General features: G+C 47.0%; 17 protein-coding genes and 3 tRNA genes. 5 read left to right on the top strand and 15 right to left on the bottom strand.

The window, feature by feature from the left end; translation table 11 throughout:
• Nucleotides 1-208: 208 nt before the first annotated feature.
• Entirely contained in the window at nt 209-1,402 is a 1,194-nt protein-coding gene (locus ACO0KV_RS02335) for a diguanylate cyclase (RefSeq protein ID WP_423039515.1), read from the top strand.
• Nucleotides 1,403-1,519: 117 nt separating this feature from the next.
• Here the strand turns inward: ACO0KV_RS02335 and uvrB are convergent, their stop codons facing one another.
• A complete protein-coding gene (uvrB, locus tag ACO0KV_RS02340; protein WP_423039813.1) occupies nt 1,520-3,625 on the bottom strand; it encodes an excinuclease ABC subunit UvrB in 2,106 nt (701 codons plus the stop codon).
• A 236-nt stretch (nt 3,626-3,861) separates the two neighbouring features.
• Between uvrB and ACO0KV_RS02345 the strand changes: the two genes are divergently transcribed.
• The 4 genes from ACO0KV_RS02345 (at nt 3,862) to ACO0KV_RS02360 (ending at nt 7,866) form a co-directional block, all read left to right on the top strand.
• The gene (locus ACO0KV_RS02345; RefSeq protein ID WP_423039517.1) at nt 3,862-5,076 is read left to right on the top strand and encodes an aromatic amino acid transaminase; all 1,215 of its coding nucleotides are present in this window, start codon (nt 3,862-3,864) and stop codon (nt 5,074-5,076) included.
• Between the two features lie 60 nt (nt 5,077-5,136).
• Nucleotides 5,137-5,212, top strand: a tRNA-Asn gene (locus ACO0KV_RS02350).
• 74 nt (nt 5,213-5,286) lie between these two features.
• Nucleotides 5,287-5,362 (top strand) — tRNA-Asn (locus ACO0KV_RS02355).
• A 500-nt stretch (nt 5,363-5,862) separates the two neighbouring features.
• Nucleotides 5,863-7,866 carry a methyl-accepting chemotaxis protein gene (locus ACO0KV_RS02360; RefSeq protein ID WP_423039519.1) on the top strand — a complete coding sequence of 668 codons (2,004 nt, stop codon included), beginning with the start codon at nt 5,863-5,865 and terminating at the stop codon, nt 7,864-7,866.
• 60 nt (nt 7,867-7,926) lie between these two features.
• On the opposite strand, the gene ACO0KV_RS02365 is transcribed toward ACO0KV_RS02360, so the two are convergent.
• The 14 genes from ACO0KV_RS02365 to ACO0KV_RS02430 form a co-directional block, all read right to left on the bottom strand.
• A complete protein-coding gene (locus ACO0KV_RS02365; RefSeq protein ID WP_423039521.1) occupies nt 7,927-8,301 on the bottom strand; it encodes a MerR family transcriptional regulator in 375 nt (124 codons plus the stop codon).
• 7 nt (nt 8,302-8,308) lie between these two features.
• Nucleotides 8,309-8,722 (bottom strand): integration host factor subunit alpha, encoded by a 414-nt coding sequence (locus ACO0KV_RS02370; protein WP_422989871.1) that lies wholly within the window; start codon nt 8,720-8,722, stop codon nt 8,309-8,311.
• 44 nt (nt 8,723-8,766) lie between these two features.
• Nucleotides 8,767-11,190, bottom strand: coding sequence for a phenylalanine--tRNA ligase subunit beta (gene pheT, locus ACO0KV_RS02375; RefSeq protein WP_423039523.1), 2,424 nt, complete (start codon nt 11,188-11,190; stop codon nt 8,767-8,769).
• A gap of 49 nt (nt 11,191-11,239) precedes the next feature.
• Nucleotides 11,240-12,256 carry a phenylalanine--tRNA ligase subunit alpha gene (gene pheS / locus ACO0KV_RS02380; RefSeq protein WP_423039525.1) on the bottom strand — a complete coding sequence of 339 codons (1,017 nt, stop codon included), beginning with the start codon at nt 12,254-12,256 and terminating at the stop codon, nt 11,240-11,242.
• Between the two features lie 227 nt (nt 12,257-12,483).
• Nucleotides 12,484-12,843: a 50S ribosomal protein L20 gene (gene rplT, locus ACO0KV_RS02385; RefSeq protein WP_186911883.1), complete on the bottom strand. Its 360-nt coding sequence runs from the start codon at nt 12,841-12,843 to the stop codon at nt 12,484-12,486.
• A 27-nt stretch (nt 12,844-12,870) separates the two neighbouring features.
• Entirely contained in the window at nt 12,871-13,068 is a 198-nt protein-coding gene (gene rpmI / locus ACO0KV_RS02390; protein WP_110253942.1) for a 50S ribosomal protein L35, read from the bottom strand.
• Nucleotides 13,069-13,236: 168 nt separating this feature from the next.
• Nucleotides 13,237-13,758, bottom strand: a complete 522-nt coding sequence (infC, locus tag ACO0KV_RS02395) for a translation initiation factor IF-3 (protein WP_186911918.1) — start codon at nt 13,756-13,758, stop codon at nt 13,237-13,239.
• A gap of 72 nt (nt 13,759-13,830) precedes the next feature.
• A complete protein-coding gene (gene thrS, locus ACO0KV_RS02400; protein ID WP_423039527.1) occupies nt 13,831-15,741 on the bottom strand; it encodes a threonine--tRNA ligase in 1,911 nt (636 codons plus the stop codon).
• 209 nt (nt 15,742-15,950) lie between these two features.
• Nucleotides 15,951-16,027, bottom strand: a tRNA-Val gene (locus ACO0KV_RS02405).
• A gap of 198 nt (nt 16,028-16,225) precedes the next feature.
• Complete coding sequence (locus ACO0KV_RS02410) at nt 16,226-18,460, bottom strand: RelA/SpoT family protein (protein ID WP_423039529.1); 2,235 nt, start codon at nt 18,458-18,460, stop codon at nt 16,226-16,228.
• A gap of 8 nt (nt 18,461-18,468) precedes the next feature.
• The gene (locus tag ACO0KV_RS02415; protein ID WP_423039531.1) at nt 18,469-18,819 is read right to left on the bottom strand and encodes a RidA family protein; all 351 of its coding nucleotides are present in this window, start codon (nt 18,817-18,819) and stop codon (nt 18,469-18,471) included.
• Between the two features lie 88 nt (nt 18,820-18,907).
• A complete protein-coding gene (locus ACO0KV_RS02420; protein ID WP_423039533.1) occupies nt 18,908-19,777 on the bottom strand; it encodes an alpha/beta fold hydrolase in 870 nt (289 codons plus the stop codon).
• A gap of 247 nt (nt 19,778-20,024) precedes the next feature.
• Nucleotides 20,025-20,666, bottom strand: a complete 642-nt coding sequence (locus ACO0KV_RS02425; RefSeq protein ID WP_423039535.1) for a CoA transferase subunit B — start codon at nt 20,664-20,666, stop codon at nt 20,025-20,027.
• A gap of 15 nt (nt 20,667-20,681) precedes the next feature.
• Nucleotides 20,682-21,383: a CoA transferase subunit A gene (locus ACO0KV_RS02430; protein ID WP_423039537.1), complete on the bottom strand. Its 702-nt coding sequence runs from the start codon at nt 21,381-21,383 to the stop codon at nt 20,682-20,684.
• Between the last annotated feature and the right edge of the window lie 192 nt (nt 21,384-21,575).

Consider the following 21,575-nt stretch of genomic DNA (forward strand, 5'->3'; position numbering starts at 1 on the left):
ATTTCGTATAAAATTCAACCACGCAACAGGGGCTATCGTGTCCTTGTTCATACGGCAAAAAGTACCCGGAGACAAAATGCCCGAAGTTGCATCATTATATAAGAACAAAGTTCTGCTACTTTCACAGACTTTTTTCATCAAAGATAATAAAAATGAGCTTTTACTGTGTGCGCACAAGTATGACTTTGATATCTTATTTTTTGATCAAATGAGTGAGTTTGTCACTGCTGTTGAAAGATCCAAAGACAATGATCTTTTTGTCATCGATCTCGACGTGCTGTACAACATGCAGAACGACATGTCGCAGCAACGCCGTCAGACGATGTTCCTGAGCGACTTACTGCAAAGACTCCCTGTCCATCAAAACTACGTCTATTTACAGACAGTGCGCCAGGGCGAGCGCTTCTTGTTGCAGCAGAAACTGGTCGAAAGCAATTGCCTCGCCTATGCCGAAAAACCAATTACAAATGACATGCTCGTCGATAAGTTATTCAACTTATTTGGCTTGCACAAACGAGGCGAGTCCAACACCATCATCTATCTAGGTGAAAATATACCGCTGGATTTAGAAATATTGACAAAGAATGGCGTTGATATTATCCAGTGCGCCGATGCACGTGCATTGCACTTGCGGGTCAAAGAGACCCAACCTGATATCGTTCTGATCAATGAAACGCAGTACCTAAACACAGAAGCGCTGGTGCGGGTCATCAAGAAGAATATTGAATTTGATCCCGGCCGTGAAATTATCATGCTCCAAGATAAATCTGAACCACGCTTGGCGCGTAAGGCACTGGAGAGCGGATTTGATGAAATTCTTATTACAACAGATAGCGATGTACTGACACGCCAGATACTCAACCGGATTAATAAAATTCGTGCCAGCAAGGATTTGATTAGCCGCGACCGCGCGACAGGTCTGCTCAATAAAGTAGGTTTGCAGAATAAGGCGCTTGAAATGATTCGCCGCGCTGCCCGCGTTGACAAACCACTCGCTTATGGGATCATCGATATCGACAAATTCAAGACAATCAATGACACTTGGGGTCACTATTTCGGGGATATCGTCATTAAACGCCTGTCGCTAGTGTTATCGGCGCAGTTGGGCGAATATGATTTACTCAGCCGCTTCGGTGGCGAGGAGTTCGTTGCTGTATTCTGGGATTGCGATCTCGAACAGGGCAAACAAAAGCTTGATGCCATGCGCGAGGCATTTGGCAAAATCGTGTTTGAAGTGACCCCCAACGAAATTAAACATTTCAGCTTCAGCGGCGGTGTCGCCGACTTCCCGAGTTTTAAGACTGAAAATGATCTCTTCTTACAAGCTGATGCCATGCTTTACCAAGCAAAACAAGGCGGACGCAATCAGATTTGCATCAAGCCGACAGAACTAAACACCTAGTCTCAGGCAAAGCACGACCCGGATAAACGCAGACCGAGCTCATCCGGGCAACTGTTCTGGATGTTAGGCTATTCGGCTGTGCTTATCAAAATTAGCTCTTTCCAATGTCGACTGCGTTTATTTTCCTGCGATGACACCAATCACATCATGAGCGCCGGCACCAAATAATAACTCTTTGAGATGCCCAAGCTGATCGCGCACTTGTGCTGCCTTTTCGAACTCAAGATTTTTAGCATGCTCAAGCATTAACTTTTCAAGGCGCTTGATTTCGCGGCTAATCTGTTTCTCGCTCATCATTTCATATTTCGCCTGCTCTTGCGCTATCGCTAAATCTTCTTTGGCTTCTTGAGGATTGTAGACGCCATCGATAATATCTTTGATCTGCTTACGAATACCAGTCGGTGTAATGTTGTTTGCCAGATTGAATGCCAACTGTTTATTACGTCGACGCTCCGTCTCCCCCATCGCTCGTTTCATAGAGTCAGTGATCTTATCGGCATACAGAATCGCCTTACCATGCAAGTTACGCGCTGCACGGCCTATGGTCTGAATCAGACTTCGTTCAGAACGCAAGAAACCTTCTTTATCTGCATCAAGAATCGCGACCAGAGATACTTCGGGAATATCCAGCCCCTCACGCAACAAGTTAATACCCACCAGCACATCAAATGTCCCGAGACGCAAGTCACGGATAATTTCCACCCGTTCAACCGTATCAATATCGCTGTGCAAATAACGCACTTTAATCCCATTTTCTCCCAAAAATTCAGTCAACTGCTCAGACATTCGTTTTGTCAGTGTCGTCACCAATACGCGCTCATTCTTTTTGACCCGATCAGTAATCTCCCCGATCAGGTCGTCAACCTGTGTCAATGCGGGACGGACTTCAATTTCCGGATCGACCAGCCCTGTCGGACGCACCACTTGCTCCACCGTCTGATCAGCATGCTGATGTTCGTAGTCGCCAGGGGTCGCTGAGACAAATACGGTTTGTCGCAATTTACTTTCGAACTCAGCAAATTTCAGCGGCCGATTATCGAGCGCTGAAGGCAAACGGAATCCATAATCAACCAGGTTTGTTTTTCGCGCCCGGTCACCGTTGTACATCCCGTTCAACTGACCAGTCAACACGTGCGACTCATCGAGAAACATCAACGCGTCCGCAGGCAAATAATCAATCAACGTCGGTGGTGGTTCACCTGGTTTTGCACCACTCAAATGACGCGAGTAGTTCTCAATCCCTTTGGTGAAGCCGATTTCAGCCATCATTTCAAGATCAAAACGGGTGCGCTGCTCAATGCGTTGTTCTTCAATCAGTTTGTTTTCGCGACGGAAAAAATCCAGTCGTTCGCGCAATTCTTCTTTGATCGTTTCAATGGCCCGCAATACGGTTTCTCTTGGCGTCACATAGTGCGAGCCTGGGTACACCGTGAAGCGGGCAATCTTTTGTTTAATCCGACCGGTCAATGGGTCAAATAATTGCAAGTTTTCAATCTCATCATCAAACATCTCTACCCGCACTGCCAATTCAGCATGCTCGGCTGGAAAGATGTCGATGGTATCGCCGCGGACGCGGAAGGTGCCACGCGCAAAATCTACCTCATTGCGTGAATATTGCATTTGAATCAAGCGGGCGATCACATCGCGCTGACTGACTTTGTCTTTCGTACGCAAAGTCAGGATCATTTTGTGGTACTCGCTGGGATTACCAATACCATAGATCGCAGAAACGGTGGCGACGATAATGACGTCGCGACGCTCCATCAGTGACTTGGTGCAAGATAAACGCATTTGTTCAATATGCTCATTGATCGCCGAATCTTTCTCAATGAACAAGTCACGCTGTGGCACATAGGCCTCTGGCTGGTAATAATCATAGTAAGAAACAAAATACTCAACAGCGTTCCGAGGAAAAAACTCACGAAACTCACTATATAACTGCGCTGCAAGGGTCTTATTTGGCGCAAAAATAATCGCGGGACGACCGGTGCGGGCGATCACATTGGCCATCGTGTACGTTTTACCTGAGCCAGTCACACCTAATAACGTCTGAAAAAACAAGCCATCGTCGATACCCTCGACCAATTTAGCAATCGCGGCAGGCTGATCTCCCGCCGGTTCAAACATCTGGTACAGCTGAAAAGCTGAATTTGGAAAGGAAATAAACTTGGATTCATCCAAAGTCTCAGATAATGCGACTGAATTCACTGGTGCTACCGCCATGATGCTCTTACCTTTGCTAAAATATGAGGCTGTCATAGAACTTACTCAAACAGGCCGTCTTGCGTAATACCCTTGCGCAGCTTTATGCTACTGGTACCACCCGTACCTTCATCTCCGGCTGATCTGGCCTGAAAGTTTTTGCGTAAGTTTTATGTGTTGCATTGCTTTTACATTGCTAATTACTCAATCATACCAACCTTCTCTGTCACCGACAGACAACTATTCATATTATCACGATGACTGCTCTTGCCTCCTCCCCTCTGTTCTCCGCCATCGAAATGGCGCCACGTGACCCTATCCTAGGAATTACTGAAGCCTTTAACGCCGATCAAAACCCTGCCAAAGTGAATCTTGGTGTTGGCGTCTACTATGACGATAATGGCAAAGTGCCATTATTAGAATGCGTCAAAAAAGCGGAAGCCATTTTGATTGAAAAATATGCACCACGCACATACTTGCCAATCGAAGGTCTAGCTGCCTATGATAAAGCAGTGCAAGAATTGGTCTTTGGAGCAGACAGCGCCGTTGTGACTGAAAAACGTGCCATCACAGCGCAAGCAATCGGTGGTACAGGTGCACTCAAATTGGGTGCCGACTTCCTGCAACGTTTCTCTCCGAATTCCGAAGTCTGGATCAGCGATCCGAGCTGGGAAAATCATCGCGCCCTCTTTGAATCTGCGGGATTTAAAGTCAATGCGTACCCTTACTATGATGCGTCAACGCGTGGCGTGAACTTCAGCGGCATGCTCAACGCCCTCAACACGATGCCATCAGGCTCTATCGTCCTGTTGCACGCTTGCTGCCACAACCCAACCGGTGCAGATCTCACCGACGATCAATGGACACAAGTCATCAGCGTCGTGACAACACGCGGCTTGATTCCTTTCCTCGACATGGCTTATCAAGGTTTTGGCGACGGCATTGAAGCTGACGGTAAGGTGGTACGTCGTTTTGCAGAAGCAGGTGGCGCATTGTTCGTGTCCAACTCTTTCTCTAAATCGTTCTCTCTGTATGGCGAACGTGTTGGTGCCTTGAGTATTGCGGCAGGCAGCGCAGAAGAAGCAGCAAGGATTATGTCGCAATTAAAACGCGTGATCCGCACTAACTACTCAAATCCCCCTTCACATGGTGGCCAAGTAGTGGCGACCGTGCTCGCAACACCTGAGTTACGTCAGATGTGGGAAGAAGAACTGGCTGGGATGCGTGTTCGTATCCGCGACATGCGTAAAGCTTTTGTAGAGAAGTTAAAAGCACAAGCACCATCGCATGACTTTGGTTTTGTGATGCAACAACGTGGCATGTTCTCTTACTCAGGTCTAACCAAAGAACAAGTTGGCCTGCTGCGTGAAAATAATTCTATTTATGCAGTAGACACAGGCCGTATTTGCGTTGCAGCGTTAAACAGCAAGAATATTGATCTGGTCATCGCGTCGATCGCTCAGGTTTTGTAATTGAAAAAGCGTGGGACCATTGACAAGTAACGGTTCGACGCATATAATCTTTGTCTCTGTTCCCTGATAGCTCAGTTGGTAGAGCGACGGACTGTTAATCCGCAGGTCCCTGGTTCGAGTCCAGGTCGGGGAGCCACAGAATTCGAAGTACGTAGTGAACTTAATAAAAAATCACTGCAAAAAAAGTTTAACGAAGATTTTATCTTCTATTCCCTGATAGCTCAGTTGGTAGAGCGACGGACTGTTAATCCGCAGGTCCCTGGTTCGAGTCCAGGTCGGGGAGCCAAATTTTAAGGGCTTAACATGATTGTTAAGCCCTTTTTCTTCGCCAGAAATTTCTGGAAGCGGTAATTAACCACTTTCAAGTCACTTCCGGTTCGTGCAACTCAAGCAATTGAGATAGCACTTCCAGACACCGCTGCCAGTCTGTTTCAGTGTGGTCAGCTCCTCATAGTTTCCAAGCAATTCCCAAGCTTTACACCGATTGGCTAACGCTAAATCTCGCTTCGTCGATGCATAAGAAAATTTTCCCATGATGCCGTCAGGGCCCACTGCATTATGTTTCATGCATGAATATGATCATCGACGAACGTGAGATACCATTTCTCGCGCCGCTCCACACCTATCTCCTGAAAATGATCATAATGATCATAAATTTTCAACCATCATCCGTCTTCAGACAACGCACTTACAAATAGTCACAATCGTCATAACTGCGTCACATTAGAGGATTAATCTTTCCTTAAATCAATTTTTTCCGATCGCATTTTTAGTGTCACTCATATCGTGCTCAATCTCATCTCCCCCGCTATCCGTCTGATGCAAGGTTTCCGCATCAGTCACAAAGTTATCTTCGTCGCAACAGCATTCGCGATTCCTTTGTTCGTTGTTGTTACCCTCTTGTTTAGCGAAATGCAAGCAGAGGTCGCCGCTACCAGAGAGAAGCAAGTAGCGATACAACAAATTCAGGAATTTCAGTTACTGCAAGTTGACGTCCGAAAGTATCGTGCGTTAATGCACATGCAACTGACAGGCAATAAACAAGTTACCACCCCATTAAACGCCAGCAAAGCAGCAATCGATAAGGGCATCGAGAAACTAAGCAATCAATCTGCTGCAGATGAACTCAAAAAACTCTGGCTAGATCTGAATGCAAAACAGGGAAGCATGAAAGCTCCTGAAAGCTTTACCCACTATACGCAATTACTCGATGTGCTGAATCAACAGATTACCAACATAGCTTACTCCAGCAAACTGGCTCTCGACAGCGACTTTACGACACATGAACTTACCAGCATTTATCTGAACAATATTCCATCGATCGTTGATAAATTAGCAGTCATGGCAGCACGTGGTGCAGCGTACATCGACAGCGGGTTATTTGAAGCAGGCGAGGATGTCACGCTTAACTCAACGCAAATGCTCGCCAGACAAGAGATCAAACAACTGACGGAGCAAACCGAGTCGCTTGAAAAAGAAAATCCATCCTATAAAACCATCCTAGAAAACATGAGGGGCCACATGGGGATTGGCCTGAAGTTTCTAGAACGTGCTCAGGACGAAGTCCTCGCCTCTGTCAACCAAAGCTCTGGTAACGCCTTCCTGGCCGCAGGACAGGAAGGCGTAGACAAACTGAATATTTCCGAAGCGACCATCATGCAGCAGATCAATGCTCGGCTTGATGCGCATATCCACGAACTGAACCAGAAAATTCTGCGCATGTTCGGTGCCATTATTGTGTTGGTTTTGCTAGCATGCTACTTCTTACTTGGCATCTACGTTTCTCTGGCGCGAGACATCGGCGTTCTCACAACAGCCATCGAAAAAACTGCAGCAGGCGATCTTCAGCACAATGCATCAAGTAATGGTAAAGACGAACTTGCTGAGCTGATTAATGCTGTAGGAAAAATGAATCGTGGGCTCAGCAATCTGGTCAACAACATCCGCACCGGCGCTGAAAACGTCAACAGCATCGCCAAAGAGATTCACCATGAAAACGTAGACTTGGCAAACCGCACAGAGCACCAGGCAGGCGCGTTGCAACAAACAGCAAGCTCAGTAGAGGAATTGACCAGCACGATCAAAGAAAACGCCAGCAATCTATCTCAGGCAGGTAGCCTGATCAACTCGTCTGCTGACTCCGTCCAACAAGGCTTGCAAGTCATGGACAAAGCCATTGAAACGATGCAAACAGTCACAACGACATCACGAAAAATTTCTGAGATCATTGGTGTGATGGATGGTATTGCGTTTCAAACTAATATTCTTGCTTTGAATGCGGCCGTAGAAGCTGCCCGCGCTGGGCAGGAGGGTCGCGGCTTTGCAGTTGTTGCAAGCGAAGTAAGAAATCTCGCACAGCGTAGCGCGAACGCTGCCAAAGAAATTAAAGGCCTCATCATCTCCTCTGGAGAGGCGATCCAGCATGGCAGTAACATGATCAATAGCGCCGGACAAACGATGCGCGAGATTGCAGAAAACGTCGAACAAGTGACAGATCTGATCAAACATGTGAGTAACGCAAGTCAGGAACAAAGCGCAGGCATCTCTAATGTCAATGAAGCCATTAGTAGCATTGATGAGATCACCCAACACAACGCTAGCCTAGTAGAACAAGCAACCAAGTCCACCGATAAATTAGAAAGCCAAGCTATCGACTTAAGCGCTGCCGTCAGTGTCTTCAAAACGGGTCGCACCAATGACCTATCGGAGCGCTCGAACATCGCTCATGAAAGCAAAGCACCGGCAAAAGTCATGCGCGCATCCAGAAGCCAATTGAAACGAATTGCTTAGCGTAAAATAAAAATCCCCAGTAAATCATCAATTTACCGGGGATTTTTTATTAAGGTGTCACTACGGTGCAAGCAAGGTGAGAATGTCACGCAACTCATCCCTGATCTGGTACAAATTCACTGGAATCTCTTCCGGCTCATTCGCACTCGTGGAGGAGCGCCCAGAGCTGGCAAGCAACTTATTGCGTGCGCCATTGATCGTAAATCCTTGCTCATACAACAATTCGCGAATACGCCGTATCAATAACACTTCATGATGCTGATAATAGCGCCGGTTACCCCGCCGCTTAACCGGCTTCAACTGCGAAAACTCTTGTTCCCAATAGCGCAATACATGCGACTTAACACCACATAATTCACTTACCTCGCCAATCGTAAAATACCGCTTGGCGGGGATTGGTGGCAATGTGACAGATTCAATCTTAATTTCAGTCATCTATTTTTTAAGCAGCATGAGCAAGAGGTTGACCACTAGCATCATCCACCATGCCTTTCAGTTTTTGACTGGCATGAAAGGTAACAACGCGACGAGCAGTAATAGGAATTTCCTCACCAGTTTTGGGGTTGCGACCAGGACGCTGAGGCTTATCGCGCAACTGAAAATTGCCAAAGCCGGACAATTTAACAGATTCACCTCTTTCCAAAGCGTCACGAATTTCATCGAAAAAAGTCTCTACCATATCCTTCGCTTCACGCTTATTCAGGCCCACTTGCTCAAACAGCAATTCAGCCAACTCAGCCTTGGTTAAGGTCGGTAATTCTTTTTCCGCCTGCGAGCGCGCTCTTGCTTCTAGCATCGCTCGGTTCAAATCAGCATCCAACACCGATTGAAATTCAGCGGAATTTACGTCATTCATTATCAAACTCATCTAATTATTATCCGGCAATACCAGTTTTGCTATTAACGCAACTTAGCCGAAAATTTCAGGCCAGCGGCGGAGGTCAGAGCAGTCATTGCCATTTCAACTCTGTCGTCTTGTAAGGTCTGAGTATCTTGCAAGCTAAAGCGGAATGCAAGACTTTTTTCATCTGCATCTAAGCCCTTACCGCGATATTCATCAAACAAAACAACGGCTTGCATAATGTTACAAGCTTCATTGTTTAGCGCTTCTTCCTTAAACACATCCACCAAATCTTGCACTGAAACACTTTGTTTTACGACCAGCGCCAGATCGCGCGTCACTACCTGGAATTTCGAGATTTCACGATACGCTGGCACAGTGACGTCCTGCAATGTGGAAACTTCGACTTCGAATACAACTGGCGCCAAAGGCAAGTCGTACTTTTGTTGCAACCGTGGGTGCAACTCGCCAATGAAACCAATCAGCTTCCCATCACATTCTATGCTCGCACTACGTCCAGGATGCAAAGCAACGTGCTCGGTTTTGGCGAAGCGCAAAACCTTTGGCGCAAACAATGCTTCCAGATCTGCTTTCACGTCAAAGAAGTCTACATTTCGATGCGGGGCGCCCCACTGCTCTTCTATAACCGGACCATAAGCCAGTGCAGACAAATGCTTAGGCTGATGGTAACCAGCAACAGACAGCGGACCATCGACGACGCGTTGATCACGCAAATACACTGCGCCGATTTCAAAAATACGAACGCGGTTAATTTTACGGTTCAGGTTATAACGCGCATTCGCGATCAGACTACCGATCAGGTTCGTGCGCATCACGCCCATTTGACTTGCAATTGGATTCAGTAATTTGATTGGTGCATCATTGCCGGCAAAGTCTTTTTCCCATGCCTCTTCAACAAAGCTATAGTTCACGACTTCTTGGTAATCCTGGTCAGCAATTAAGCGACGGATTGCGAATAAGGAACGCTTGTTTTCTGGATCGATCAACATCGCACTGGCAGCCACTGGAGGCAATGCCGGAATATTTTCAAAGCCATACACACGCGCCACCTCTTCGATCAGATCTTCTTCGATCTCAATATCAAAGCGATATGACGGTGGCGTGACGAGAAACTCACCCTCTTGATGAGTGAACTGTAGGTTCAAGCGAGTGAAAATATCAGCAATGCTTGCGTCAGTCAGCGTTACGCCGATCACTTTTTGTGCGCGTGCAGTACGTAGTTTTACTGGCAAACGTTGTGGCAGATTAACAATCTGATCATCCACTGGACCAACTTTTACTTGTTCTGCACCACCACAGATCTCAACGATCAATGCAGTAATACGTTCAATGTGCTCGACGATGTTTTCAAAATCAACGCCACGTTCAAAACGATGCGCAGCATCAGTAGAGAAGTTGAAACGACGCGCACGACCCTGAATCGCATTTGGCCACCAGAACGCGGCTTCGAGGTAAATATTCTGCGTTTCCAGCGTAACTGAGGTGGAATCGCCACCCATAATACCGGCTAAGGATTCAATTTCTTTTTCATCAGCGATCACGCCAATCCACTCATCCACAGCGACCGTATTGCCATTCAACAGCTTGACTGTCTCGCCAGCTTTACCCCAGCGCACATCCATGGAGCCATGGATTTTATCGAGATCAAACACATGAGATGGGCGACCCAGTTCCAACATAACGTAGTTAGAAATATCCACTAAGGCAGAAATCGGACGCTGACCGCTACGCTCCAAACGTTGCTTCATCCATTCCGGCGTTGCAGCTTTTGCGTTCACGCCGCGGATAACGCGGCCACAGAAACGGCCGCATAAATCCGGTGCAGAAACTTTCACTGGCAGAATTTCATCCAGAGACACTGGAATAGCCTTTGTCGTTGGCAGATGCAAAGGCGTCCCTGTCAATGCAGACACTTCACGTGCCACACCTAATACTGACAAACAATCGGCTTTATTTGGGGTCAGCTTAATTGTAAATTTGAGATCATTGAGCAGGTAGTAATCACGGAAGTTTTGCCCTACCGGCGCATCGACTGGCAATTCCATCAAGCCACCAGCATCGTCCGATAATTTCAGTTCACGTGCAGAACACAACATACCCTGAGACTCAACGCCACGCAGTTTGCCGACCTTGATTTCAAATGGTTTGCCGTCTGCACCCGGCGGCAATACAGCCCCCGCCATCGCACATGGGATACGAATACCGACGCGCGCATTTGGAGCGCCGCAAACGATATTCAACAGCGTACCAGTACCGACATCGACCTGACAGATATTCAAACGGTCTGCATCAGGATGCTTAGCGATTTCGCGAATTTCCGCGACAACGACATTGTTAAAAGGAGGAGCCACAGGTTCAACTTCTTCGACCTCTAAACCCGACATGGTCAACAGATGAGAGAGTTCATCCGAAGACATTTTCGGATCAACCATGGTGCGAAGCCAGTTTTCAGAAAATTGCATAATTCAGCCGTCTAATGTGAGATGCCTGAGCGCAGTGCGCTCAAAAATTTTAGTTGAATTGCTTCAGGAAGCGTAAATCGCCTTCGTAGAACAAACGCAGATCGTTGACGCCATAACGCAGCATCGTCAAACGTTCAAGGCCTGAGCCAAACGCAAAACCGATATATGTTTCAGGATCAAGGCCCATATTACGAATCACGCTTGGATGTACTTGACCGGAGCCAGAGACTTCTAACCAGCGCCCTTTCAATGGGCCACTACCAAACGCGATATCGATCTCCGCTGACGGTTCGGTGAATGGGAAATACGATGGACGGAAGCGCACTTGCAAGTCATCAGTTTCAAAAAACGCTTTGACGAAGTTCAGATAAACGCCCTTCAAGTCAGCGAAACTGATATCTTCTGCAATCCACAAACCTTCAACCTGATGAAACATCGGCGAATGGGTCGCATCGCTATCAACACGATAGGTGCGCCCCGGGGCTATAACTTTAATTGGTGGCTTGTTCATGCGGGCATAACGCACTTGCATGGGGCTAGTATGCGTACGGAGCAACAACTGCTTATCCTGGCTATCTTTGCCATCGATATAAAATGTGTCCTGCATAGAACGTGCTGGATGATTTTCCGGGCTGTTCAAGGCAGTAAAGTTGGTCCAGTCGGTTTCAATTTCTGGGCCATCGGCCACATCAAAACCGATCGAGCGGAAAATTTCCTCTACGCGCTGCCAAGTGCGCATGACCGGGTGAATACCACCCACGCTGCGACCACGACCAGGTAAAGTCACGTCAATGGCTTCCGCATTCAGACGTGCTTGCAATTGTGCATTGGCGAGCGCATCACGGCGCTCAGTCAAGGCGGTTTCAATTTGCACTTTGGCAGCATTAATCACTGCGCCTTGTGTCTTACGTTCATCTGGGGAGAGTTTGCCCAGACTTTTCATCTGTTCGGTAATCTGGCCACTTTTGCCCAGATATAAGGCTTTCGCATTTTCCAGCGCAGCGGCATCTGCTGCCGCAAGAAAATCAGCACAAGCTTGGCTGACGATTTGGTCTAAAGGGTTCATGCGTTGTTCCCGCTTACAAACTGATAATGATAGAACTTTTACAAAAGCTAGCCAAGCAGACGTTCTGCGACAGTAAGAAAAATATCTTTAGCACAGCAACGAAACAAGATTAGTTTGATTCAAAGTTCTCAATGCGCTGAAAACAAAACGGGGCATAGGAATCAACCTCTGCCCCGCTTGATAGATGCAGTATGTAAAACATACCGCAAGCAACTACAAATTACTAATTACGCAGCCAGGTTGGCTTTAACTTGATTAACAATCGCAGCAAATGCTGGTTTGTCCATCACAGCCATGTCTGCCAGTACTTTACGGTCGAGTTCAATAGAAGCTTTTTTCAAGCCGTTCATGAACACACTGTAAGTCATACCGTGTTGACGTGTTGCTGCGTTGATACGAGTAATCCACAGTGCGCGGAATACGCGTTTCTTGTTGCGGCGATCGCGGTATGCGTATTGGCCAGCGCGCATAACTGCTTGCTTAGCAATACGGTAAACCTTACTACGACGACCACGGTAACCTTTTGCAAGGTTTAAAACTTTCTTATGACGGGCACGAGCTGTAACCCCACGTTTTACTCTAGGCATAATAACTCCTTAATAATGAGTATGAGGTTAAGCTGTTGGCATCATGCGCATTACGGATACCATGTTGGTGTCATGAACACCTACGGAACCGCGCAATTGACGTTTGTTTTTGGTCGTTTTCTTAGTCAAGATATGACGTTTGAAAGCTTGACCGCGTTTAACGGTACCACCTGGACGTACGCGGAAGCGCTTTTTTGCGCTGCTTTTCGTCTTCATTTTTGGCATAGCACTATCTGTCTATTACGACAGCCTCATTTTATATGATGGTAGGTGGCAGCAACAATCGCTACTCTTGGATGCCTACTTCTCACTTATGTGACCTGCTAATTAATTCTTAGCAGGTCTTTCGCAATACGCATTCAACGCACATCGCAAAATTCTTTTAATTACTAATTACTTCTTTTTCTTCGGTGCCAGAATCATGACCATCTGGCGACCTTCCATTTTTGGAAACTGCTCTACCTGACCGTAAGGTTCCAGATCCAGTTTCAGGCGCTCAAGTACGCGCATACCGATTTCCTGATGCGCCATCTCACGACCACGGAAACGCAATGTGATCTTGGTTTTATCGCCATCATCAAGGAATTTAATCAAATTACGCAGTTTGATGTTGTAATCGCCATCATCAGTACCAGGGCGGAATTTAACTTCCTTAACCAAAATGACTTTTTGCTTCAATTTGGCTTCGTGAGCTTTTTTCTGCTCCTGATATTTAAACTTGCCGTAATCCATCAAACGACAAACTGGTGGTTGCGCGGTTGGTGCAATCTCCACCAAATCCACATTAGCCTCTTCGGCCAAGCGGAAGGCTTCACCCAGTTTAACGATCCCCAGAGGTTCGTTATCAACGCCAGACAAGCGCACTTCAGGCGCGGTAACTTCACCGTTGATACGATGTGTTCTTTCGGTAGCTATTGCAGTTTCCTTTAAAAAATAAAATCTTTACCGTGCTATCTCCCTCAAAAAGGGAGATTGCTGACCGATCTGTTAAACCTTATTTGCTATCTCATCTTGCAGACGAGAAATGAAGGCATCCAGAGGCATTACCCCAAGATCCAGATTGCCACGCGTACGCACAGCGACTGTGTTGGCATCCCGCTCTTTATCGCCGATTACTATAATGTAAGGTAATTTTTGAATAGAATGCTCGCGTATTTTATATGTAATTTTCTCATTACGCAAATCAGTATTTACTCTAAACCCTTGTTTTTTCAGGTTTTCCGCAACAGCCTTGGCATATTCCGCCTGAGACTCTGAGATATTAAGCACTGAAACTTGCACTGGCGCCAACCATAATGGCAAAGCGCCCGCGTGATTTTCGATCAAAATACCAATGAAACGCTCCATAGAGCCAACAATCGCACGATGCAGCATGACAGGAACTTTACGGCTATTATCATCAGCAACATATTCCGCACCTAAACGCCCTGGCATAAAGAAATCCACCTGCATAGTACCAACCTGCCAAGGACGACCAAGACTATCTTTAAGATGATACTCAATCTTAGGTCCGTAGAAAGCACCCTCACCAGGCAACTCCTCCCACTCAGTCACGCCACAACTACGCAAGCCAGCACGCAACGTCTCTTCGGCCTTATCCCAGATTTCATCGGTACCAATGCGATTATCCGGACGCAAGGCTAATTTAATAGCAATGTTTTCAAAACCAAAATCTTGGTAAACCTTCATTGCTTGCGGATGAAATGCAATGACTTCATCCTGAATCTGCTCTTCAGTACAGAAAATATGCCCATCATCCTGCGTAAACCCACGCACACGCATAATACCGTGCAAGGCGCCAGATGGCTCATTGCGATGACACTGACCGAACTCACCAAAACGCAATGGCAAGTCACGATAGCTCTTCATACCAGAATTAAAAATCTGCACATGGCCTGGGCAATTCATCGGCTTGAGCGCATAAGCACGATTTTCTGATTCAGTGACAAACATGTTGTCTTTATAATTAGCCCAGTGACCAGTTTTATTCCACAGGCTACTATCGAGGATCTGCGGCCCTTTAACTTCCTGATAACCACAATCCTGATAGACCTTGCGCATGTATTGCTCAATTTGCTGCCAGATAGTCCAACCTTTAGCGTGCCAGAACACCAAACCCGGCGCCTCATCTTGAAAATGGAAAAAGTCCAGCGCCTTACCGAGTTTGCGGTGATCGCGCTTCTCTGCCTCTTCCAGCATATGCAGGTATTGCTCCTGATCTTCTTTTTTAGCAAAGGCAGTGCCGTAAATACGCTGCAACATTTCATTTTTAGAGTCGCCGCGCCAGTAGGCACCGGCCAGCTTCATCAGCTTAAACACCTTCAGTTTGCCTGTTGAGGGCACATGCGGACCACGACACAAATCGGTAAAGCTACCTTCGGTGTACAAAGACACATCCTGATCAGCAGGAATTGACTCGATAATCTCCGCCTTATAGGCCTCTCCAATGGACTTAAAGTACGCAACAGCCTCATCGCGAGGCAATACCTTACGAGTGACTTGTTCGTCTTTTTTAGCCAATTCGGCCATTTTCTTTTCAATCAACACCAGATCATCTGGTGTGAATGGGCGCTTGTACGAGAAGTCGTAATAAAAACCGTTTTCGATCACAGGACCAATAGTAACCTGCGCATCGGGAAATAATTCTTTAACAGCATACGCCAGCAAATGCGCTGTCGAGTGACGAATCACTTCCAACCCGTCCGCATCTTTGTCAGTCACAATCGCTAACTCAACGTCGGCCTCAATCAAGTGCGACGTATCAACCAACTTACCATCCACGCGACCAGCCAGCGCTGCCTTAGCCAGACCAGCACCAATACTGGCTGCAACTTGCGCAACCGTTACTGGCGCATCGAATTGTCGTTGCGAACCATCAGGAAGTTTTACTGAGACCATATCACTCTCCAGAGAGAAAGAAGTTTGCTAAAAAAGGGAATTTAAAAAATGCAGACGAAAAAAAAGCACGGCTAGCCGTGCTTTTTCACATTTAATACCGACGAAAAAGATCCTCGACTAGAGTCGCTCCCAAACCATTTGCGTGGTAGTTCGCGGTGTCATAACCAGGATGCCTTTCTCGCTCTTATCTAAAGGTATTACTAATTCTATGGTAGACACGATTGGACTCGAACCAACGACCCCTACCATGTCAAGGTAGTGCTCTAACCAGCTGAGCTACGCGTCTAAAGAAACAAGAGTATAGCAGAAGCTCTTAATCAATTACTAGCCCCTGAAGCCATTTTTTTGTCATTCTGGGGCATTTATATCCATCACACGCCCCAACAGCCAAAACGACTCCTCTCAACATCCATCGCCACTTCACACGAAACAATGCTCGATCACAATCGCAGTTGCATCGCTAAAGAGACATCGCAACATCCACTTACTGACGCCGCACATCCTGCACACCGTTCACCTCGCGAATAATAGTCAAAGCTTTTTGTAGCTGTGTCGTCCCACCGATTTCAACCGTAAACGACATGCGCGCTTGTGATTTCGCACTTTGCGTATTAACACCGATCACATTGATTTTTTCACGCGAAAACACTTCAGAAATATCCCTCAGCAAGCCCTGCCTGTCTTGCGCCATAACAAAAATATCCACCGGATAAACGGTATCTTTTACTTGCTCACCCCAGGTGGTCTGAATTACCCGCTCGGGCGCCTTATTGCGCATTTCCGCAAAATTCTTGCAAGTTAAGCGATGAATCGACACACCCTTGCCGCGCGTCACAAAACCAACAATATTATCCGGTGGTGCAGGCTTGCAACAACGTGCCAACTGCGTCATCAACCCGTCCGTACCGACAACAAGCACACCCGACTTTGCACCCTGTGTAACGCTTGAAGCACGACTCTTATTGGCGACAAACTCATCAGGCTCCTCGACTGGCGCATTATCACGTAAGACAGTTTCGATCTGACGCAGGCTAAATTCATCCTTACCGACAGAAAGAAAGAAATCATCCAGCGCCGCAAAGCCCAACTTACGCGCCAACTCTTCCAGATTAACCGCCGTCTTTCCCTCACGCTGCAAGGTCTTTTCAACCATGCTGCGCCCATAGGTCAAGGTTTCCTGCTGATCTATCGCATTAAACCACGCGCGAATCTTACTACGGGTTCGGGTGCTGACAGAGTATTCGGGATTGAGCCAATCACGAGAAGGGCCTGTCTGCGCCGACCCAGCTTTGAGCGTAATAATCTCAACAGTCTGGCCATTCTGCAAACGTGTATTTAATGGCACCATAACACTGTCAACGCGCGCTCCACGACAACGATGCCCAACATCAGTATGGAGCTGATAAGCAAAATCAACGGGAGTAGCGCCGCACGGCAACTCAATCACCCTTGCCTGCGGCGTCAAAACATAGATGCGGTCATCGAGACTTGCTGCCTTTAGTTTTTGCACCCATTCGCGCTGCACCTCCTCATGCTCAACCACTGCATCTGCGATGTCAGTTTTCCACGCCAACAGCTGTCTTAGCCAAGCGATTTTCTCGTCATATTCCTGAGCCGTAAAATTGGATCCGCCGCTCTCCTTATAGCGCCAATGTGCCGCCACGCCATATTCCGCAAACTGATGCATCTCACGGGTGCGGATCTGCACCTCTAAAGGTCGCCCATCCTCCACAACCACAACGGTATGCAAGGACTTATAACCATTGGATTTAGGACGCGAAATATAGTCATCAAACTCTTTAGGAAGTGGCGCCCAAGCATTGTGGACTATACCGAGAACTGTATAGCAATCTTTAATATCATCAACAATGACGCGGAATGCTCGAACATCGTAGAGTTCGTCAAAATGAACGGACTTACCCTTCATTTTTTTCCAGATACTATAGATATGCTTAGGACGACCGCTGACCTCAGCCTTCACACCTGCAACTTTTAACTCTGCATTAAGCCGCGCAATGGCACTGACGACAAAACTCTCTCGCTCCACCCGCTTCTCTTCTAACATTTTTGCAATACGCTTGTATTGCTCAGGCTCGAGAAAGCGAAACGATAGATCTTCTAACTCCCACTTTAATTGCCACACCCCAAGGCGATTTGCCAATGGCGCATACAAATCCATCGTCTCGCTTGCATACTGCTTCGATGCACCATCTTCGCGCTTACATTCAGCGAAATAGCGTAAGGTCGTGACTCGAGAAGCGAGCCGCACCAGAACCACGCGCATGTCAGTTGCCATCGCAAGCACCATCTTGCGCAAGGTCTCCATTTGGGCCGCGGCTTTTTCAGCGGCATCCTTGCCTTTTCCTGCATCATGCTGGGTTAGCGCAGCTTCGCGCAACTTCATCAACCTCCTTATCCCCGTCACGAGGTCGGTAATCTCCTTCCCAAACCGCGCTTCAATTTGCGGAGCAACTGCGGGACATAACTCCGGCAATTCAAACAATAACGCAGCAATCCTCGAATCCACATCGGTTCTTAGCATCGCTAACGTAGAAACCACGCCCAGCACAAACTGCAAAGCGTTTTGCTCTGTCACGACCCGCAGGTCCGTGTAATAGGGGGTGACAAATTCGAGAGCTGTAATTAAGCGCTCTTTGTCCGCATCTGACAGGCCGTCAGCCAATTGAGATGCTGAAGCCGAAATGGAAGTCGATACCATGCTAATCTTTACTTTTGTGCAGCCGTCACAACAACTTCAATTAACCACTCTGGATTCGCCAACTTTGCCTCAACTGTTGCTCGTGGCGGAGAACTCCCAGGCGTAACCCAATCGTCCCATACTTTATTCATCTCACCGATGAGTGAAATATCTGTCAGAAAAATCTGACATGACAAAATACGCGACTTATCGCTTCCAGCCTCTTGCAGCAAACGATCGATGTGCCCCAACACCTCCACTGTCTGACCAGCGATGTCATTACCAGGAACCTCAGGAATTTGCCCTGCCAGATAAACTACACCGTTATGTATCGCCACTTCAGACAGGCGGGCACCAACATGCAATCTTTTAATTTCCATTTTTTACTCTTCTTTAAAAATTCTTTTACAGCTCGTCAACGGCTCACTGTATCTGCAGACTGACTTACCGACCTATTACAGTCGATATTCAATCGTCACGCAGTAAAAAATCGCGCGCTATAGCAATCTGCTCTGCACTCACAAAGGTTGGTGCATGTCCAACCGATGAAATCTGCACCAAGGTTGCACATGGCCCCCTTTTGGTCATTTCCGTTACCGTCTCAAGCGACAGTAAATCCGAATTTTCACCGCGCACAACCAAAGTCTTGCTTCGAATCGCATCGTAAGCAGCCCACAACATCGCCTCGCCCGCGGTCACCTGCTCAGCTGTCACCGATTTAAATGGCAGGCCCAATCCCAAATCGTAATGCTTAATCCACTGTCCGGCCGCATTCTGTCGTAAGACGTCACGCGCAAGCTTTTCCCATTGAGCATCTGTATGTACACCAAAGGGTTGCGAAATTGATTTGATGTAACCCAGCGCCTCGTCAAACCGGTCAAATGCGACCGCCTGCCCCACATACTCACCAATCCGTGCTAATGCAACGGGATTAAGGGCTGGCCCGACATCATTAAGAATCAACTTCCGTATCGGGCTACCCTCAAGCGAAGCAATACCCATACCAATCAAACCGCCCATGGAAGTACCGAACCAATCCACCTTCACGACATCCAGACGGGCCAGCAAGGTCACCATATCGCTCACATACTGTGGTATCTGGTAATGCATAGGGTTACGCAAACGTCCAGACGCGCCACGACCAACAACATCTGGACAAATAACACGATAGCGGTCAGCTAAGTTTTTTGCTAATGCATCGAAGTCGTCAGAAACGCGGGCTAAACCATGGACGCAAACCAATACCTCTGGATTGAAAGGATCGCCCCACTCCTGATAAGACATTGTATGCAAACCGGTTGGAGATAAACACTGAACGGATTTTCGTCTGGCTTGCATAGGGATCCTCAAGAGTTAAATGTTTCTAGCATTGCAATTTGCTATTGTAACGAACACTGCTCTTTATATCATTGATTTCAGAAGATATTGCCCGCTTTTCTTCACGTTAATCGGAAGATGGCCGTCTAAGAGAGCTGTACTATTTTTATCAAAATAAAAAACGACACCATAAAAAAAGCCGACAATATTTGTCGGCTTTAACTATGAATAACATCTTATTTGTTGCCCCAATGAATCCCCTTAGGCGTTAGACAAAAGCAGACATATCCAAAGTCGGTTCTGTTTTAGAAATAATCTCGTCAACTGTAACACCTGGCGCTAACTCAACCAGTTTCAGACCTTTCGGGGTCACATCAATCACACCGAGATCAGTGATAATCCGGTTCACAACACCAACACCTGTCAACGGTAAGTTGCACTGACTCAGAATTTTATGCGCGTCACCTTTTGCCACGTGTTCCATTAGTACAACAACCCGCCCAACACCAGCAACCAGGTCCATCGCACCGCCCATGCCCTTCACCATTTTCCCTGGGATCATCCAGTTCGCCAAATCACCCGTCTGACTTACCTGCATCGCACCCAAAATCGCTAAATTGATTTTTCCGCCACGAATCATTGCAAACGAATCTGCTGAGCTAAAAATCGATGAGCCAGGTAAGGTTGTGACGGTTTGTTTGCCCGCATTGATCAAATCAGCATCAACTTCATTCTCTGTCGGGAAAGGACCAATACCCAGCAAGCCATTTTCAGATTGCAACCAGACTTCTACCCCTTGCGGCACATGATTAGCAACTAAGGTCGGCAAGCCGATACCCAGATTAACGTAAAAACCATCTTGCAATTCTAATGCTGCACGCGCAGCCATTTCATCACGATTCCATGCCATGTTTATCTCCTGATCTTATTTCGATGGGCGCACTGTACGTTGCTCGATGCGCTTCTCTGGGTGTGCATTGACAACGATACGTTGCACAAAAATACCCGGGGTATGCACCTCATCAGGATCAATCTCGCCGATTTCGACCAACATTTCCACTTCTGCTACAGTAATTTTTCCCGCCATAGCGACATTTGGATTGAAATTACGCGCCGTTTTACGATAAACAAGATTACCTGCTTTATCGGCCTTCCAAGCGTTAACGAGCGAGACGTCCGACACTAAAGCACGTTCCATCACATATTGATGACCGTCGAATTCACGGACCTCTTTGCCTTCAGCAACGATGGTACCGACACCAGTTTTGGTGAAGAAAGCAGGAATACCTGCACCACCTGCACGTAATTTCTCTGCAAGAGTACCTTGTGGTGTGAATTCCAACTCCAACTCACCAGCTAGATACTGGCGCTCAAATTCTTTGTTTTCACCAACATAAGATGAAATCATTTTTTTAATCTGGCGCGTTGTCAGCAATTGGCCCAACCCAAAACCATCAACGCCAGCGTTGTTGGAAATCGCTGTCAATTCTTTCGCACCAGTATCGCGCAGCGCTGCGATCAAAGCTTCTGGAATACCACACAATCCAAATCCGCCAACGGCGATCGTTTGTCCGTCTTTGACGATGTCCGCCAAAGCAGTTTTTGCGTCGGGATAAACTTTATTCATTACTGTTCCCTTCTGTCTTCTCGAAATTATTGGATATCAACATCTTTTATTTATATGGCAACCAGATCCTGCTCTACATACCGATAATAAGGTATCTCCGTCTTGCAAAGATCTGCAAAAAACTAATGCATCGGAACATGCCTCTGGTAACCAACGCCTAGTCTTTAATTTTCTTCAAGGATATGATGCTAC

The sequence above is a fragment of the Undibacterium sp. RuRC25W genome (assembly GCF_049339825.1).
GTDB lineage: Bacteria > Pseudomonadota > Gammaproteobacteria > Burkholderiales > Burkholderiaceae_D > Undibacterium.

Bases quoted from the DNA above. Each gene is read 5' to 3' on its own strand.
- ACO0KV_RS02335 (WP_423039515.1), top strand. From the start codon at position 209: ATGAGTGAGTTTGTCACTGCTGTTGAAAGATCCAAAGACAATGATCTT.
- uvrB (WP_423039813.1), bottom strand. From the start codon at position 3,625: ATGGCGGTAGCACCAGTGAATTCAGTCGCATTATCTGAGACTTTGGAT.
- ACO0KV_RS02345 (WP_423039517.1), top strand. From the start codon at position 3,862: ATGACTGCTCTTGCCTCCTCCCCTCTGTTCTCCGCCATCGAAATGGCG.
- ACO0KV_RS02365 (WP_423039521.1), bottom strand. From the start codon at position 8,301: ATGACTGAAATTAAGATTGAATCTGTCACATTGCCACCAATCCCCGCC.
- ACO0KV_RS02370 (WP_422989871.1), bottom strand. From the start codon at position 8,722: ATGAATGACGTAAATTCCGCTGAATTTCAATCGGTGTTGGATGCTGAT.
- pheT (WP_423039523.1), bottom strand. From the start codon at position 11,190: ATGCAATTTTCTGAAAACTGGCTTCGCACCATGGTTGATCCGAAAATG.
- pheS (WP_423039525.1), bottom strand. From the start codon at position 12,256: ATGAACCCTTTAGACCAAATCGTCAGCCAAGCTTGTGCTGATTTTCTT.
- rplT (WP_186911883.1), bottom strand. From the start codon at position 12,843: ATGCCTAGAGTAAAACGTGGGGTTACAGCTCGTGCCCGTCATAAGAAA.
- rpmI (WP_110253942.1), bottom strand. From the start codon at position 13,068: ATGCCAAAAATGAAGACGAAAAGCAGCGCAAAAAAGCGCTTCCGCGTA.
- thrS (WP_423039527.1), bottom strand. From the start codon at position 15,741: ATGGTCTCAGTAAAACTTCCTGATGGTTCGCAACGACAATTCGATGCG.
- ACO0KV_RS02410 (WP_423039529.1), bottom strand. From the start codon at position 18,460: ATGGTATCGACTTCCATTTCGGCTTCAGCATCTCAATTGGCTGACGGC.
- ACO0KV_RS02415 (WP_423039531.1), bottom strand. From the start codon at position 18,819: ATGGAAATTAAAAGATTGCATGTTGGTGCCCGCCTGTCTGAAGTGGCG.
- ACO0KV_RS02420 (WP_423039533.1), bottom strand. From the start codon at position 19,777: ATGCAAGCCAGACGAAAATCCGTTCAGTGTTTATCTCCAACCGGTTTG.
- ACO0KV_RS02425 (WP_423039535.1), bottom strand. From the start codon at position 20,666: ATGGCATGGAATCGTGATGAAATGGCTGCGCGTGCAGCATTAGAATTG.
- ACO0KV_RS02430 (WP_423039537.1), bottom strand. From the start codon at position 21,383: ATGAATAAAGTTTATCCCGACGCAAAAACTGCTTTGGCGGACATCGTC.